Here is a 17036-nt window from a genome sequence, read left to right on the forward strand (position 1 = left end):
TCTGCCCGAAAGACGTGAACGTCACCCGAGCCTGACAATTCCGTCGATCCAATGAGGATTTCTTAGATGAACACCTCTCGGCGCCGCTGACTTTCAGGCGGCAAGTGTGAAAGCAATATAGCTTACGGCCATGAAACCACGTGCTAAACCGGATGCAAAGGTGGCCATAAAAATTCAGGCCCCTGCGTCACCGCAGGAGCCTGATCTTAAGCAAAACAGAGCTGGTTGCCTCAGTCGAACGGTATCACTCGGTCGCCCGCCGCCAGATCCTTGCCATCAACGGACACTGAAACCTCCGCCGTATCAGCCTTACGGCTGACGGTGATGTTTCTCGCCTTGCCATCCAACGTGATCTTGATCGAGAAACCGCTCCAGTCATCCGGCAGCGACGGCGATATATGAAGTTTGCCGTTGGTGCGGGTGATGCCGAGAATGCCTTCGATCGCTGCACGGTAGAGCCAGCCGGCCGAACCCGTGTACCAGCTCCAGCCGCCACGGCCCGCATAAGCGCCCTCACCGTAAACATCCGCAGTCACCACATAGGGCTCGACCCGATAGGTTTCCGATGAGGCCGCATCGAGTGCATGATTGACCGGGTTGAGCAGCTTGAAGCAGTTCCACGCCTCCTGGGCTCGGCCCTGTTTGGCAAGCGCCAGAACAACCCAGGTCGCCGCATGGGTATATTGTCCGCCGTTTTCGCGCACACCCGGCGGATATCCCTTGATGTAACCCGGATCATGCGGCGCACGCGAGAAGGGCGGTGTGAACAGCCGGATGATGCCGGTCTGTTCATCAACCAGATGCTCCATGACCGCATTCATTGCCTGCCGCGACCGACCTTCCTCGCCCTCACCGGAGAGAACGCTCCAGCTCTGGCCGAGGGAATCGATCCGGCATTCCTCGCTTTCGGCGGAACCGAGCGGCGTGCCATCATCGAAGTAACCACGACGATAATAGCTGCCGTCCCATCCGGCGGTTTCGAGAACATTACGCAACTTTTCACGATGCGCCGCCCACTTGCCAACACGGTCGGTATCACCACGCTTTTCGGCGATCTCGATGAAATCGCGCAAAGCCCCTGAGAGGAACCAACCGAGCCAGACGCTGGTGCCCTTGCCGCCGACGCCGACGCGGTTCATGCCGTCGTTCCAGTCACCGCCGAGGATCAGCGGCAGACCGTTTTCACCGGTGCGGTGAATGGCGAGATCAAGCGCAAGCGCGGCATGTTCGTAAAGCGTGACGGACCGCTCGCTCGTCTCCGGCTGGAAGAAAGCATCATGCTGGCCGGGCATCAATGCCGGGCCTTTCAGGAAGGGAATGCTCTCATCGAGGATGGCGGCATCGCCCGTGGCCGAGACATACTGGTTGATCGCATAAGCAAGCCAGACGACGTCGTCCGAGATGGTCGTGCGGACACCGGCGCCCGTCAGCGGCAGCCACCAGTGCTGTACGTCGCCTTCCGGGAACTGGCGGCCAGCCGCGCGCACAATCTGCTTGCGGGCGAGATCAGGCTGATAGAGCAGGAAGGCCAGCGTATCCTGCAACTGGTCGCGGAAGCCGAAGGCGCCGCTCGACTGGTAAAAGGCCGTGCGTGCCAGAATTCGGCAGGCCAGCGCCTGATAGGGCAGCCAGTTATTGACCATATGGTTGAAGCCGGCATCGGGCGTGGAAACCTGCAGCTGACCGGTAAAGCCGGTCCAGAAAGCCTTGCTCTCTTCCAGCACCGACTGGAAGTCGGCCTGGCGTGCATCTTTCACCAGCGCTTCGGCCTCCTCCGCATTGTCGGCATCGCCGAGAATGAAGGTCATGTGCCGTTCTTCGCCGGGCTTCAGGTGGATTTCCTGCATCAGCGCGGCGCAGGGGTCACCATCAACCTCGGTACTGCCGCTGAGTGCGGCACCGGATACGATGCCCTGCGGCGCCTGTGCCGAACCGAAGCGGCCGATGAATTCCCGGCGGCTGGTGGTAAACCCGCTCGCCTCGGTGTCAAGCGTCAGGAAGGACGTGCGGGCGCTATAGTCGATGCTGTAGGGGTTCGACGCAAAGATCGCGTTGCTGGCAGCATCGTGCCTGCTCAGAATGAACGGCGCGGACTTCTGGCCGTTATTGCCGAGCACCCATTCCACATAGGCATAGACCTTCAGGCGGCGGCTTTTGGTGCCCTTGTTGCGAACGATGACCTGCGAGAACTTGACCGGTTTTTCGCGATCAACGGTCTGTGTCAGCTCGACTTCGAGCGTATCCGCTACACCGGTCAGCACGGAATATCCGAGGCCATGACGGGTTTCAAACATGGCTTCGGGATCACGCGACAGCGCGGCACACGGCGTATAGAGCTTTCCTGTCTCCACATCGGCGACATAGAAAGCCTCACCCGGCCGGTTGATGACCGGATCGTTGCTCCATGGCGTCAGCTGGTAGTCGCGCGAATTGCGGCTCCAGCTGAAACCGGCACCTTCGGCCGAAATGTGGAAACCGAAACTCTCGTTCGAAACAACGTTGATCCACGGATGCGGCGTCGACTGCCCACCATTGAGGCGCACGACATATTCCTGGCCGCCCTTGGCGAAGCCGCCAAAACCGTTCCAGAAATCGAGATCGCCCGCATCCTCGACCGGCTCCGCGATTGGGAAGGTCGGCACAGGCAAACGGGCCTGCGCCGCGTCACTCGTACCATCTGGACCGCGATGGGCGGCAAACAGCGATACAGCACGGTTGATCTGGTCGACAATCTTGCCGTTGCGCACGTGAAGAACAACGCGGGAGGCGGCGAGAAGCGCGCTCCAGGTCTCTTCATCCATCAGGTCGCGACGCACGGAGAAGACGTGTGGGCGACCGCCATCCGCAGGATTGATGCGGCGCTGCGCCTCGGAAATGTGGTCCAGCGCATGCTGCATGTCCTGCGCATAGGACGCGGCCCGCTCATTAACGATAACGAGATCAAAGATCACGCCACGCGAACGCAGATATTCATGGGCGCTCAGCGCCTCACGGGCGATATCCATGTCCATGTCGTCGTTGATGCGCAGGCTGAAGATTGGGAAATCACCCGAAATGGCAAGCGGCCACAAGGCGCGCTGCGAGGCGAGACCCGTTTTCAGCGTTTCCGAATCCGCACGCAGATGCATGTCCGGATAGGTCAGATAACGGCCGAGATGCTGGAAGGCGGCCGCCTGCTGCGAGGTAACGCCCACATGGCGCATCTGCACCTGCGTGCGCGTCCAGGCATGTACGAGTTCATGCGCGAAGGCGTCCGGATGACGATAACGGTCGATTGCCTTATCGACTTCCTCGCGGCTCGGCGCGGCAATCGTCCAGAAGATCACGCTCACCTTCTTGCCCGCCGGCACGCGCACCGTGCGGCGCAGCGACAGTATAGGATCGAGTGTGAAACCATCCGTGCTGGAAAGCGTCGCTCCGGTATCAAAAGCAGCAGCTTCGCGCAGCGACCGACCGCGACCAATGAACTTGGCGCGATCCGTCTCGAATTCCGTCGGGCGTGACGGGCCGGCATTGTCGGCGGCCAGATGCGCGATCACGGTACCCGGCTCGTTCGGGCTGCGACGGTTGCGCCAGGCACGGATGACATCGCCACGCCGGCCGATTTCCGTCTGCACGAACATGCGCGAGAAAAGCGGATGGGCATTGTCATCATCTTCAGACGCGATGACCGGCTCCATATAGGAGGTCACTTCAATATAGCGATCCTCGGAACCGACATTCAGCAGCGTGATACGGCGGCCTTCGGCGTCGTGCTCAGTCGCGACGATGCACTCGACAACGCTCTGCAGATCACCTGTTGTCTTGTGGAATTCAGCCTTGTCGTCGGTGAAGATCGTTTTGGTCTTTTCGCCTTCGATGACGCGCGGCTCGGCCGTCGCACTCCACCATTGTCCATTGGTGGTGTCGCGCAGGAAGATGAAGGTGCCCCAGCGATCTTCTGTCGGATCCGCCTTCCAGCGGGAAATCGCCTGGCCGTTCCACTTCGAATAACCTGCACCCGTGGAGGTGAGCATCGTCGAATAATGGCCGTTCGAGAGGAACACCACTTCGCGGTCGCGCACCGCCGGATCGGCGATGGAGCGCACTTCTGCACGCAACAGGTCTGCCTGTTCCTTGCCGGGTGTTTCCGGCTCGTATTTGGCGCTCATGACCGGAACTTCGCGCGGTGCCTTTTCCTGCAGCAGCAGCTCAGCCGCCTCGATCACCGGATCGGAGTGAAACAGTTCGCGCAGCACGCCATCAAAGGCGACGTTGGCGACAGCCGCAATCGACATGCCATGGTGGTGGGCATAATAGTTATAGACCACCGCGCAGACCTTGCCGTCAGGCACCCGTGTCGGCGTGAAATCCACCGCATCGTGGAAGCCGTACTGGCCAAGCGCCCCAAGCTTGCGCAGCTTGTCGAGGTTCTCAAGCGCGCCATCAGGATCATACTGGCTGGCGAGGATCGACGCGTAGGGCGCGATCACCGCATTCTGGCCAAGGCCACGCTTGAGGCCAAGGGTCGGCACACCGAAGTTGGTGTACTGGTAATTCATGTTGTGGTCGCGGGCGTTGAAAGCCGCTTCGGAAATGCCCCATGGCGTGCCGAGACGACGGCCATGATTCATCTGTTCCTTGACGATCAGATTGTTGGTCTGGTTGAGAATGCCACCCTGACGCTCCTGCATGACAAGCGGCGGCATCAGATATTCGAACATCGAACCCGACCAGGAGACCAAGGCACCCTGCGCACCGATCGGCACGACCTGACGGCCGAGACGATACCAGTGTTCGGTCGGCAGATCGCCCTTGGCAATGGCAAACAGGCTGGTCAGACGGCATTCGGAAGCCAGAAGGTCGTAGCAGGCCTCATCCAGCTCCTTGCTTTCGACGCGATAGCCAATCGACAGAAGACGGCGATCCTTGCGGTAGAGGAACGTGAAGTCCATCGAGAAGGCAAGGTTGCGGCTGCGGTCGCGTAGCGAGGCAAGGCGCTGGCGCAGCGGCTCCATATTGGTGAGATCGATGGCGCTGTCGGAAATATGCGACTCGCAGCATTCCACCAGCAATTGCGCCCAGCGCGTCACTTCCGCGCTCTGCGCCGACTTCACCTCGTGGTCGACATTGGTAGCAAGTTTCTGGATGTCGCGTGCGAGCACTGCCAGATTGATGACGCGGATCGACGCAAATTCATGCTCGCGCTTGACGGAGGCAAGCGCGTTCGAGAAGCCGATGATACGCTCTTCAAGACGGCGATGCAGCGGGCGCAGGTTCTTGCGGTTGTCGGGCAGCGCCTTCAGCGTTTCGCGCAGGATACCGGCAACGTCGCCGATACCGTCGAGATTGCCCTGAAGATGGGCGGAAGGGGCTTCCGCCCAATCGCGGCAGGCGGACGAAACCGCAATCAGGTGACCGGCGAGATTGCCGCTGTCCACGGCCGAAACATAACGAGGTCCAAGCGTCTGCAAGGTGTCAGTGTGATACCAGTTGTAGAGATGGCCGCGATGTTTCTCCATCTTCTCGACGGTCTGGATCGTATTCTCGATCCGCTCCAGCGTATCGGCAAAGCTGATCCAGCCGAACTGGCGTGCCGAAATGATGGACAGCAGATAGACGCCGATATTGGTGGGCGAAGTACGCGAGGCGACGATCGGCTCCGGCGTTTCCTGGAAATTGTCCGGCGGCAGGTGGTTTTCCTGCGGCGTCACAAAGGCCTCGTAATAACGCCAGGTGCGGCGCGCAATCTTGCGAAGCTCGAAGGACACGTGTTCCGAAACGAACAGCCGGTCTTCGGTTTCAGCCGACTGGCTGACATACCAGGCAACGGCGGGAGACAGAACCCAGAGCAGCGTGAAGGGAATACCGATGAGGAAGGCATTGTCGCCCGGCAGCGCCGCAAACAGCAGGCCGAGCATCGCCACGACAGGCGCATGCCACATCTGGCGGTAATAATCGATGATGCTGCCCTGGGCGCTCGACTGCATGCTGGCGGCCGTGCGCCATTCCAGCATCAGCTTGTGGCTGACGAGCAGACGGTAAAGCGAACGGACAATCGCATCCGTCATCATGCAGGCGGCATCGGCAATGAAGACGATACGCAGCGCAACCTGCGCATTGGTGGCGCGGATTTCCGACCAGATGGTGTGGAAATGCGCCTGCGGCACGATATCGGTGGAACGCGGCACAAGGCCGGAGAGCAGCGAAAGCGTCGGCGCAACGAAGAGCGAGAAGATCAGCAGGATCTGCCAGATCAGCGCGCCGAGCGGATCCATGAAATACCAGCCGAGAATCGAGGCGAAGAACCACGCGATCGGTGTGAGCGAGCGGCGCAGGTTGTCGACCATCTTCCAGCGGCCGATGGCGGTCACGCCACGGGCACGGTCAAGGATGAAGGGAAGCAGCTGCCAGTCGCCACGCGCCCAGCGATGCTGGCGCGACACTTCCACCTCGTATCGGGTCGGGAAATCCTCGACCAGTTCCACATCGGTCACCAGCGCACAGCGCGCAAAGGAGCCCTCGAGCAGATCGTGGCTGAGGATGGAATTCTCTTCGATACGGCCCTTCAGCGCCGCCTCGAAGGCATCCACATCGTAGAGGCCCTTGCCGGTGAAGGTGCCTTCCGAGGTCAGGTCCTGATAGACGTCGGAAACGGTGAAGACGTAAGGATCGATACCGCGATTGATCGAAAAGACGCGCTGGAAGACGGAAGCATCCTTGCCTGTCGTCAGCGAGGGCGTAACGCGCGGCTGCAGCAGCCCGTAACCTTCGACAACACGGCCGGAAACAGGATCGATCACCGGACGGTTGATCGGGTGATGCATCTTGCCAACGAGCTTGGTCACCGCATCGCGCATCAGGCGCGTATCGGCATCCAGCGTCATGACGTATTTGACATCGGCCGGCACGATGTTTGCACCGCCGAGGAATGTCGTATCCTTGTCGCCGCGCAGCAGCATGTTCAGCTCATGCAGCTTGCCGCGCTTGCGCTCCCAGCCCATCCAGCAGCCTTCGGCCGGATTATAGATACGGCGGCGATGCAGCAGGTAAAAACGTGTCTTGCCGTCAAAGGCATAACGGCTGTTCAGCGCCGCAAGCTCGCGCTTGGCATAATCGAGGATCTCAAGATCCTCATCGGATTGCTCATATTGCGCATCGCGCCAGTCGCTGACGAGCGAGAAATAAATCTCGCCATGCGGATTGGCGAGATAATGCACCTCGATATTGCGCATCATTTCGTCAACGCTGTCGCGGCTGGTCAGCATGCAGGGCACGGCAACCAGCGTGCGGGCATCCTGTGGAATGCCGTTCTTGAACTCGTATCCGACCAGCCGGAACGGCTTCACGAAGAAGGTGACGAGCGTGTTGAAGAGACCCGTCGCCCCTTCCGAGGCCGGCAATGCGAACATCAGCAGGAAGGCGGTGACGACGTACCAGGGCATGCCCGCTTCCGCGAGGAACCAGCCGACCGCCAGCATGGCAATCGCGGTGATCAGAAGCACCGGCGCGGCGATTGCCAGCCAGTTGAACTTGCGCATCGAGCGGACGATATGCTGCGACACCAGCGGCCGGTACCCCAAAGCCTTTTCAAGCTCGAACCGGCGCTGGCCGACAAGCACGGAGCCGACATTGACGCGATGATTTTCATCCGCACCGGCAGGCATATCGGAGCGTGCCATTTCGACGGCGGCGCGCGCAACCTCAACTTCGGTCTTGGGAGAACGGCGAGCCAGAAGCTCGATCGTGTTGCGATAGGTGTTGCGGGAACCGAAATCGAGAACTTCGTAATCGGTCTCCTCACGCAGAACCTTGTCGATATGGCTGACTTCCTCGAACCACACCGACCATTCGGTATCGTCGATTTCGCGCAGGCTCTTGACGATATTGCCCATCGTCACATTGCCAGAGGCCAGACGATTATGTTCCGACATCATGACGTTTTCGGCGTCAGTGCCGGCGGCATGCAGCCGCTCTTCAAGCCAAGCAACCGCCAAACCGGAGGTCTGCGAGCCATTGCGGAGACGATAGAGGAACTGTGTTGCGAAAGTCGGATCGTCAACCAGCGAATCGACCTGTTTCAGAAGCGCGGCCGAAGCTTCGGCATCATTCAGGCGGATGATCTCGTCAACGACCTCGTTCGCCTTCTGGCGCATACGGCGCGAGCGCTCGACACGAATGGAGATACGGCGCAGATTTTCGATCAGGACAAAACGGATGATGGAAGGCAGCGCCCACAATTCGCCGATCTGCAGCGTCTTCGAGGTCTGGTAGCCATCCACCAGCGCCGTCATGTTTTCGCGCGAAACCGTGCTGTGAGTATGGGCGACATAAAGCCAGCCGAGCGCCATGACCCGCGGGATCGTAACCCCACCCACCGTCATCGTCGGCAGCTGGCGATAGAATTTGCGCGGAAAATCGCGGCGCACTTCCTGGATAGCTTCTTCGATGACGTAGTGATTGTCGAGCAGCCATTCCGCCGCTGGCGTGATCGTCGCGCCATTTTCCGCATCGACAGCCGTCGTGCGGTAGACCCTGAGGATTTCCTTCTCGTTCTCGCGGTGACGCTCGAAGAAATCGAATTCCATGAAGCCGGGAAGACTATCGGCACCATCGCGGGAAAGCGCGGCACCCGCATCGTGCAATTCCTCGATCGTCATATAGGACGCGCGGATCGAATCATTGTGATCAATCTGCTTCGTCTCGGAATCACGGGCGGCGGCGGTCGGGGTGATATGAAATGACATCGGGCTCGTATTCTGAACTTAAGGGATACTTGTTCGACTTGACCGGCATTTCGTCCGTGGCGGGAGCACGCACGAAAATCGGGCCACGCTATATTTATGACTTATCCTGAACCTTCGGTGAACCGGGCCGGGCGTCGGGCGGATCGTATCATCCGATGGAGGATATCCGTAGGCGCCACATCGAGTGGCATGATTTTTCCGAAAAATCTGCAAGGCGGAAGATCAGTGCGAACAGGGGATTTCCGGCGACAGGAAAATCTTGTCCCACGGCCCGGCAAAGCCGTTCCAACCGGATTTCGCACACTCCCCAACGGCGAAAATTGTTCGCGCAACGCCCGATAGTCCCCCGTTGACAACCTGAAAGGCAACACGAAGCCAAGAAGGCCCGCGCCACATCCGAAAGGAGCTAATGCCCCAGGACGTCAATAGTTCCATGCCACCTGTCGCGACACGATGCAAGCGCTGAATTTCAGGGCATTTCGGGCACCGGAACGCCTCTTACGCGCAGAGGCATATGCTGCTATGTCCTTGCTAAAAGGCGCCGGAAAAAAGCGGCGTAAACCGGGACTTCGAAAATGACCAGACAGACCGCCACCGTCACCTCTCTTGCCAATCACATGCCGGATGTGGTGGCGATCCGCCACCACCTGCACCGCCATCCCGAAATCGGCCTTTCCGAATTCAAGACGTCGGATTTCATTGCCGAAAAGCTGGTGGAAATGGGCTATGAGGTAACGCGGGGGCTTGCCGGCACCGGCATCGTCGCAACGCTTCGCAATGGCGACAGCGCACGCACGCTCGGCATTCGCGCCGATATTGATGCCCTGCCGATCCACGAGGAGACCGGGGCGGAATATGCCAGCGCCAATCAGGGTGTGATGCATGCCTGCGGCCATGACGGCCACACCGCCATGCTCCTGGGTGCAGCAAAGATCATTGCTGAACGCCGGAATTTCGATGGAACGCTGCATCTTATCTTCCAGCCGGCGGAAGAGAATTTCGGCGGCGCCCGCATCATGATCGAGGACGGCCTGTTTGACCGCTTCCCCTGCGATGCGGTTTTTGCCCTGCATAACGATCCGGGCGTGCCTTTTGGGCAATTCGTGCTGCGCGACGGACCGATCCTTGCCGCCGTCGATGAATGCAAGATCACCGTCAACGGTTATGGCGGCCACGGCGCCGAACCGCAGGATGCGGCAGACCCCATCGTTGCCGGTGCAAGCATCATCATGGCGCTACAGACCGTGGTGTCCCGCAATATCCATCCGCAACTGTCGGCCGTCGTTACCGTGGGTGCGTTCCATGCTGGTGTCGCCAGCAACGTCATCCCCGAAACGGCGGAGATGCTGCTCACCATCCGCTCCTTCGATGCGGGCGTGCGCGACGAGCTGGAAAGGCGCATTCGGGCGATAGCCGAAGGCCAGGCCGCAAGCTACGGCATGAGCGTCACCATCGATTACGAGCGCGGTTATAACGCAACCATCAACCACAAGGCGGAGACGGACTATGTCGCCGATCTCGCCCGCCGTTTTGCCGGCGCTGAAAAGGTGGCCGAGATGCAGCGTCCGTCGATGGGCGCTGAAGATTTTGCTTATATGCTGGAAAAACGGCCCGGCTGCTATTTCTTCCTCGGCACGGCGCGCACCGACAACGACCCGCCGCTGCACCACCCGAAATTCGACTTCAACGACGACATCCTGCCGATCGGAACCGCCTTCTGGGTCGATCTGGCCGAGGATTATCTAAAGGTGTGAATGCGCATGAAAAAGGCCGGTCGGAGGAGCGACCGGCCTTTTGTTCTCAAGTGCCCTGATGGAAAAGCCGGGAGGATCAGGGAACGAGACCGAATATGACGGCGGCGACAAACGCCACGCAGACGCCGACAAGAGCCGCATGAACCGAATCTCTCCAGCTGCGCGGCGACTGGGGCTGCGCGACAAAGTCTTTCACTTTTCCTGCCTTGGAATAAGACATTGTGCACTCCCTTCCCTGTCTGGCCCGTCAAACGGGCAGTGGTTAATCTCACCCAAAGAATAGCTTCATCCCCTACCGTTCCAGTAGAGATAAAATTCCATAAGAAGCGCCAATTGGGAAAAATAGGGGTCGCCACTTGCCTCCCAACAAGCATCAATCTACCCATCGCGGAATATTAACGCGGCGCGGCGGCGTTCGTTCAAATCGACTATCTGCGGACAGGGAGACATGATGGATATCGACGCCATCACCATCGGGGCAGGAGTAATCGGGCTGGCGACGGCCCGTGAACTGTCGATGCGCGGCCTCTCTGTCATCATCCTCGAGAGCGAAAGGGAATTCGGCTCCGCGACCTCTTCCCGCAACAGCGAGGTCATTCACGCCGGGCTGTATTATCCGGCCGGAAGCCTCAAGGCCCGGCTCTGCGTGGAGGGCAAGGCGCGGCTCTATGCCTTCTGCCAGAGCCACGGTGTTTCGCATCGCCGCTGCGGCAAACTCATCGCGGCGGCGAATGAAGCTGAAACCGCCCTGCTGGCCGGGCTCAAGGACAAGGGTGAGGCCAACGGCTGCGAAGACCTGGAGCTGATCGATGAAAGGCAGGCGCTTTCGCTTGAGCCCGCTCTCGCCTGCAGGGCAGCCCTGCTTTCACCTTCAACCGGCATCATCGACAGCCACGGCTATATGCTGGCGTTGCTCGGTGAAGCGGAAGACCATGGCGCCGCCCTTGCCTTCAACGCACCTTTCGAAAGGGCGCAGGCAATCAGCGGGGGGTTCCGGGTTCACGTCGGCGGCAAAGAGCCGATGAGCCTGACATGCCGCCTGCTCATCAATTCCGCCGGCCTCGTCGCGCCGATGGTGGCAAAAAAGATCGAGGGCCTGCCGGCACAAGCGATCCCTCAGGCGCGTTTTGCCAAGGGCAGCTATTTTTCGCTGGCAGGCAAGTCGCCGTTTTCACGGCTCATCTATCCCGCACCGCATACCCACGGCCTCGGCGTGCACCTCACGCTCGATCTCGCCGGTCAGGCTCGGTTCGGCCCTGACGTGGAATGGGTCGAAACCATCGATTACGCCGTCAATCCCCGCCGCATGGAGGGTTTCGGCGATGCCATACGGCGTTATTGGCCGGGCCTTCCGGAGAATGCCTTGGTACCCGCCTATTCCGGCATCCGGCCAAAGATTTCCGGACCCGACGAGACCGCCATGGATTTTCGCATCGACGGGCCGGAAACCCACGAACTTTCCGGCCTCGTCAATCTTTTTGGCATAGAAAGCCCCGGCCTGACCGCCTCACTGGCGATTGCCGCAGACATTGCGGAACGGCTCAGGGATTAATCTCAGCGAGCCGACTCAACCAAAACGCGACAGCGCGTCCGCCATGATCCCGGGATCGACATTGCCGCCGGACGCAACCGCAATCACCGTTTCACTCTCCAGTTCACCACCATGGAAAAGCGCCGCGGCAAGAGCCACCGCACCGCCGGGTTCAACAACGACCTTCAGCCGGTTGAAGGCGAGGACCGCGGCCCGCAGCGCTTCCTCATCCGTCACGGCAATGCCTTTTCCGCAAAGCCCGGCCATGATCGGGAAGGTGATGTTACCGGGTTGCGGCGTGACGATCGCGTCGCAGATCGAACCCGAGGTCGTGGCGTTGCGCTCTATCTTACCCGCGGCAAGGGAGCGCGCCACGTCGTCGAACCGCTCCGGTTCTGAAGTCCTGACCTTGTAGTTCGGTGCTTTCGCGGCAAGCGCGAGCGAGATACCCGAGGTGAGACCTCCGCCACCGCAGGGCACCAGAACCTCGGCCGCACCGATCCCCAGTTCCGCGCCCTGTTCGGCAATCTCGAGCCCCACCGTCCCCTGCCCGGCAATGACCAGGGGTTCGTCGTAAGGCCTGATCAGCGTCAGCCCACGGTCGCGCGACAGCCGGTCGCCGATGGCGTCTCGATCCTCGTTAGCCCGGTCATAAAGCACCACCTCCGCACCATAGGCGCGGGTATTGTCGATTTTGATCTTCGGCGCGTCGGAGGGCATGATGATGACGGCGGGAACACCATGCAGGCGGGCGGCAAGCGCTACACCCTGCGCATGGTTACCCGAAGAAAAAGCGAGCACGCCTTTGGCACGCACCTCGGCAGGCAGGCCGGAGACGGCTGACCAGCCGCCGCGAAACTTGAAGGAACCCGTCCTTTGCAGGCATTCCGCCTTCACGAAGAGCTTTCGCCCGGCAATCTCATCCAGAAACGGTGATGACAACAGCGGTGTCCGCACCGCCTGGCTGCCGATACGCTGACGCGCCGCCTCAATCTTGGAAATATCTGTCATGCCCTGCTCCTGTGATGCGGATTTGCAGGTACATTAGGAGGTCGCAATCAATTGTGAAACCGCCCGGAAAAGAAAAATCCCCGGTCGTGGCCGGGGATTTTCATCATCTCTTATCAGTGCCAATCAGTGATTGTGCCGGGGCATCTTCTCGGCAATCCTTCGGAAATCCGCAGCCCCATCCAGAACAGCGCCATCCGAAAGCTGCGTCACCGATTGACGGTAGATGCGCTGCCAGGGCGTCGCATCCGCCGGCACCGCCGGGATGCCGTCAGCCTTGCGCGCTTCAAGCTCTGCGTCCGGCACCAGCGCGTTGCATGCACCTTCATTAAAGTCGATGCGGATCACGTCGCCGGTGCGAAGCCAGGCCAGCCCGCCACCGGCTGCACTTTCCGGCGAGGCATTGAGGATCGACGGGCTATCCGCCGTTCCCGATTGCCGGCCGTCGCCGATTGTCGGCAGGCTGGTGATGCCTTTTTTCAACAGCGCGTCCGGCGGCTGCATGTTGACGACCTCAGCCGACCCCGGCCAGCCGAGCGGACCGGCTCCGCGAATGACGAGGATGGTGCGCTCGTCGATACCAAGGGACGGATCGTTGATACGGGCGTGATAGTCTTCCGAACCATCGAAAACCACACATTTTCCCTCGAAAATCCCCTCGCGGCCCGGCTCGCTCAGATAGCGCTGCCGAAATTCCGCCGAGATCACGCTTGTCTTCATGATGGCGAAATCGAAGAGATTGCCTTTGAGAACGAGGAAACCGGCACGTTCTTTCAGCGGCTTGTCATAGGGCAGGATCACGTCGCGGTCGGTCGATTCCCGACCTTCCAGATTTTCCGCCATGGTCTTGCCGGTAACCGTCGGACAGTTTCCGTCAAGCTTGCCGGCCTGCAGAAGCTCCCACATGATGGCAGGCGTGCCGCCGGCGCGGTGATATTTCTCACCCAGCCATTTGCCGGCCGGCTGAACATTGGCAATGAGCGGAATGTCGTAGCCGTGGACTTGCCAGTCCTCCTCGCGCAGCTCGACGCCCGCATGTTTCGCCATCGCCGCCAGATGCGGCTGGGCATTGGTCGAGCCGCCAATTGCCGAGTTGACGCGGATCGCGTTCAAAAACGCCTGACGCGTCATGATATCGGAGGGCTTGATATTCTCGACAACCAGTTCCACCGCGCGGCGACCAGTGCGATAGGCCATCTGGCCGCGCTCGCGATAAGCGGCCGGGATAGCACCGCAGCCGGTGAGCGACATGCCGAGCGCTTCCGCCATGGCGTTCATGGTGGACGCCGTGCCCATGGTGTTGCAATGGCCGACCGACGGGGCTGATTCCAGCGCTGCCTGCAGGAATTCCTCGCGGGTGATTTCACCTGCACCATATTTGCGGCGCATACGCCAGATGACGGTGCCGGAACCAACCAGATCACCGTCATGATAACCGTCGAGCATCGGCCCACCGGAAAGCACAATGGCCGGGATATCCACCGTGCTTGCCGCCATCAGCGCCGAAGGCGTGGTCTTGTCGCAGCCCGTCGTCAGAACGACGCCATCGAGCGGATAACCGTAAAGCACTTCCACAAGGCTGAGATAGGCAAGATTGCGGTCAAGCGCCGCCGTAGGGCGCTTGCAATTTTCAAACATCGGATGGGTCGGAAACTCGATGGGAATACCGCCCGCATCACGGATACCGTCGCGCACCCGTTTGACCAGCTCCACGTGGACGCGGTTGCAGGGCGTCAGATCGCTGCCGCTCTGGGCAATGCCGATGACCGGTTTTCCGGAACGCAGCTCTTCCGGCGTCACACCGTAATTCATGAAGCGCTCCAGATAGAGCGCCGTCATGTCGAGATGGTCAGGATTGTCGAACCAGTCCTGGGATCGCAGGCGGCGCATGGGTGCCTTGTCGTCGCTCATCAGATCGCCTCAGCCCTGTTCCCGGTTGTTGAGTTTTTCGAGGTAAAGCAGGATGCCGCTATGGTCGATATCGGCTCCGCCATCACCGACGAAGTCGTCGAATTCCCGCGTCACCTGCTGGGTCAGCGGCAATGTGAGCGACATATCCTTCGCCATTGCCAGCACGCCGTTCAGATCCTTGAGCTGGAACTTGGATGGGCCGCCCGGCACGAAATTACGCTTCACCATGCGTTCGCCATGCAGCTCCAGAATCCGGCTTTCGGCAAAACCACCGCGGATGGCATTGCGGAAACCTTCCCGGGATGCGCCACCCGCTTCCACCAGCATCATCGCCTCGGCAACAGCGCCGATGGTGATGGCGACGATCTGCTGGTTGGCGAGTTTGCAGAGCTGACCAGCACCTGAGGGACCGACATAGGTCAGCCGGCCCATCGGCGCAAAGACATCCGCAAGACCGGCGACCAGAGCCTCGTCACCGCCAGCCATGATGGCAAGCGTGCCGGCCGTCGCACCCGGAACACCACCGGAAACCGGCGCATCGACGTGATGAATGCCAAGTGCCTCAAGCCGCGAGGAGTGCTCGCGGGCGATCGGCGGCGCAATCGAGCTGCTGTCGATTACGATAGCACCCTTTTCGAGCGCTTCGGCAACCCCATTCTCGAACAGCACCTCACCCACGGCCTTGCCATCGCTCAACATGGTGATGACGATGTCGGCGCCTTTGGCGGCCTCAGCGGGCGATGCCGCAACAACCGCACCATCGACAACGAGAGCCTGCGCCTTATCAACACTGCGATTCCAGACCGAAACCGAAAAGCCCGCACCCAGCAGACGCCGGGCCATCGGCCCACCCATCAGGCCCGTGCCGATAAAGGCAACGGACCGCTTTTTCTCCTCCCGACCGACACTCATTTCAATGAACCTCCCAGTTCGTCTTCGATATGCACCTGAATGATCTCTTCGAAAGAGCTTTCAGCCGTGAAGCCCAGCTCGCGGGCGCGCTTGGCCTCAAAGCCTGGTGCCCAACCCTCGCACATGCGCATGATCATCTCGTTCGGCTCGCGGCGGATCAGGGCGACGGCCTTTTCACCAGCCACCTTGCGCAGCGCCTCAATCTGTTCGCCAACAGTGGCGCTGAGGCCGGGCATCGACAGGTTGCGGCGCGGACCGACCTTTTCGACGTCGATCGTCGCACCATGAAGAAGGAAACCGACGGCGGAACGCGGCGAGGCGTGCCAGTGGCGAATGCTTTCCGGCACCGGCAGAACCGCTTCCTGGCCGACCAGCGGCTCACGCAGGATATTGGAGAAGAAGCCGGAGGCGGCCGCATTCGGCTTGCCGGGGCGGATGCAAATGGTGGGCAGGCGGATGCCGATACCGTCGAAGAACCCGCGTCGGCTGTAATCGGACAGCAGCAGCTCGCAGATCGCTTTCTGTGTGCCATAGCTTGTCAGCGGAGTGGTGTGGAATTCATCCGGGATCGGATAGGGAAGCGGCGCACCAAACACGGCAATCGACGAAGTGAAGACAACGCGCGGCTTGTAACCATCCTTGCCGTTGGCAATGCGGATGGCATCGAAGAGATAACGCGTGCCGTCGAGATTGATACGGTAGCCCTTGTCAAAATCGAGTTCGGCTTCGCCGGACACGATGGCGGCGAGATGGAAGATGGCATCCGGACGGGCATCTACCAGCTTTTCAGCTTCACCCGGAGCGGAGAGATCAGCTGCGCGCGCATCGACCGCACCGGAAAAACCGGCGGGCGCTTCGGGCTGGAACACGTCGACAAGCGTGAATTTCTCGATCGGCTTGCCACCCAGCGATCCATCTTTCACGAGACGCTGCGTCAGCTTGCGGCCAACCATGCCTGCGGCGCCGATGATTGCAATATGCATGTCTTCCTCCTCTGTGTCCCGGTCATTCTCCCGAGACCGAAAAAACATCATCGGCCGATGGACCGATAAATTAGCTTGTAAGGTTGTCTGATAACCTTATATGATCCGATTGAAAATAGTATTTTTTCACAAACTAACAAAAGCAGGGGCGCCGGCAAAAGCAAGGCCACAAACCCTTGCCTTCATATTTTAGGGCGGATTGGACGGAGAG

At 60.2% G+C, this 17036-nt stretch carries 8 protein-coding genes; 2 read left to right on the plus strand and 6 right to left on the minus strand.

Annotated features, from left to right (window positions below; translation table 11 throughout):
• Window positions 1-230: 230 nt before the first annotated feature.
• Window positions 231-8726 carry a GH36-type glycosyl hydrolase domain-containing protein gene (locus M0412_RS18170; RefSeq protein ID WP_269701020.1) on the minus strand — a complete coding sequence of 2832 codons (8496 nt, stop codon included), beginning with the start codon at window positions 8724-8726 and terminating at the stop codon, window positions 231-233.
• A 575-nt stretch (window positions 8727-9301) separates the two neighbouring features.
• Between M0412_RS18170 and M0412_RS18175 the strand changes: the two genes are divergently transcribed.
• Entirely contained in the window at window positions 9302-10480 is a 1179-nt protein-coding gene (locus M0412_RS18175; protein WP_269701019.1) for a M20 aminoacylase family protein, read from the plus strand.
• 76 nt (window positions 10481-10556) lie between these two features.
• Here M0412_RS18175 and M0412_RS18180 read toward each other — a convergent pair whose 3' ends face one another.
• Window positions 10557-10700, minus strand: a complete 144-nt coding sequence (locus tag M0412_RS18180) for a hypothetical protein (protein ID WP_142842205.1) — start codon at window positions 10698-10700, stop codon at window positions 10557-10559.
• A gap of 228 nt (window positions 10701-10928) precedes the next feature.
• Between M0412_RS18180 and M0412_RS18185 the strand changes: the two genes are divergently transcribed.
• On the plus strand, window positions 10929-12032 hold the full coding sequence (locus tag M0412_RS18185) for an NAD(P)/FAD-dependent oxidoreductase (protein WP_269701015.1): 1104 nt from the start codon (window positions 10929-10931) through the stop codon (window positions 12030-12032).
• Window positions 12033-12047: 15 nt separating this feature from the next.
• On the opposite strand, the gene M0412_RS18190 is transcribed toward M0412_RS18185, so the two are convergent.
• The 4 genes from M0412_RS18190 to denD form a co-directional block, all read right to left on the minus strand.
• Window positions 12048-13022 carry a threonine/serine dehydratase gene (locus M0412_RS18190; protein ID WP_269701013.1) on the minus strand — a complete coding sequence of 325 codons (975 nt, stop codon included), beginning with the start codon at window positions 13020-13022 and terminating at the stop codon, window positions 12048-12050.
• 123 nt (window positions 13023-13145) lie between these two features.
• Complete coding sequence (locus tag M0412_RS18195) at window positions 13146-14930, minus strand: IlvD/Edd family dehydratase (protein WP_269701012.1); 1785 nt, start codon at window positions 14928-14930, stop codon at window positions 13146-13148.
• Window positions 14931-14939: 9 nt separating this feature from the next.
• Window positions 14940-15842 (minus strand): NAD(P)-dependent oxidoreductase, encoded by a 903-nt coding sequence (locus M0412_RS18200; RefSeq protein WP_269701010.1) that lies wholly within the window; start codon window positions 15840-15842, stop codon window positions 14940-14942.
• Entirely contained in the window at window positions 15839-16825 is a 987-nt protein-coding gene (gene denD, locus M0412_RS18205) for a D-erythronate dehydrogenase (RefSeq protein WP_269701008.1), read from the minus strand. The genes M0412_RS18200 and denD overlap by 4 nt, the downstream gene beginning before the upstream one ends.
• Window positions 16826-17036 lie beyond the last annotated feature (211 nt).

Source organism: Agrobacterium sp. O3.4, assembly GCF_041414895.1.
In the GTDB taxonomy this organism is placed as follows: domain Bacteria; phylum Pseudomonadota; class Alphaproteobacteria; order Rhizobiales; family Rhizobiaceae; genus Agrobacterium; species Agrobacterium cucumeris.

Excerpts from the sequence above, each read along its gene's own strand:
- M0412_RS18170 (WP_269701020.1), bottom strand. The coding sequence starts at position 8,726 with ATGTCATTTCATATCACCCCGACCGCCGCCGCCCGTGATTCCGAGACG.
- M0412_RS18175 (WP_269701019.1), top strand. The coding sequence starts at position 9,302 with ATGACCAGACAGACCGCCACCGTCACCTCTCTTGCCAATCACATGCCG.
- M0412_RS18180 (WP_142842205.1), bottom strand. The coding sequence starts at position 10,700 with ATGTCTTATTCCAAGGCAGGAAAAGTGAAAGACTTTGTCGCGCAGCCC.
- M0412_RS18185 (WP_269701015.1), top strand. The coding sequence starts at position 10,929 with ATGATGGATATCGACGCCATCACCATCGGGGCAGGAGTAATCGGGCTG.
- M0412_RS18190 (WP_269701013.1), bottom strand. The coding sequence starts at position 13,022 with ATGACAGATATTTCCAAGATTGAGGCGGCGCGTCAGCGTATCGGCAGC.
- M0412_RS18195 (WP_269701012.1), bottom strand. The coding sequence starts at position 14,930 with ATGAGCGACGACAAGGCACCCATGCGCCGCCTGCGATCCCAGGACTGG.
- M0412_RS18200 (WP_269701010.1), bottom strand. The coding sequence starts at position 15,842 with ATGAGTGTCGGTCGGGAGGAGAAAAAGCGGTCCGTTGCCTTTATCGGC.
- denD (WP_269701008.1), bottom strand. The coding sequence starts at position 16,825 with ATGCATATTGCAATCATCGGCGCCGCAGGCATGGTTGGCCGCAAGCTG.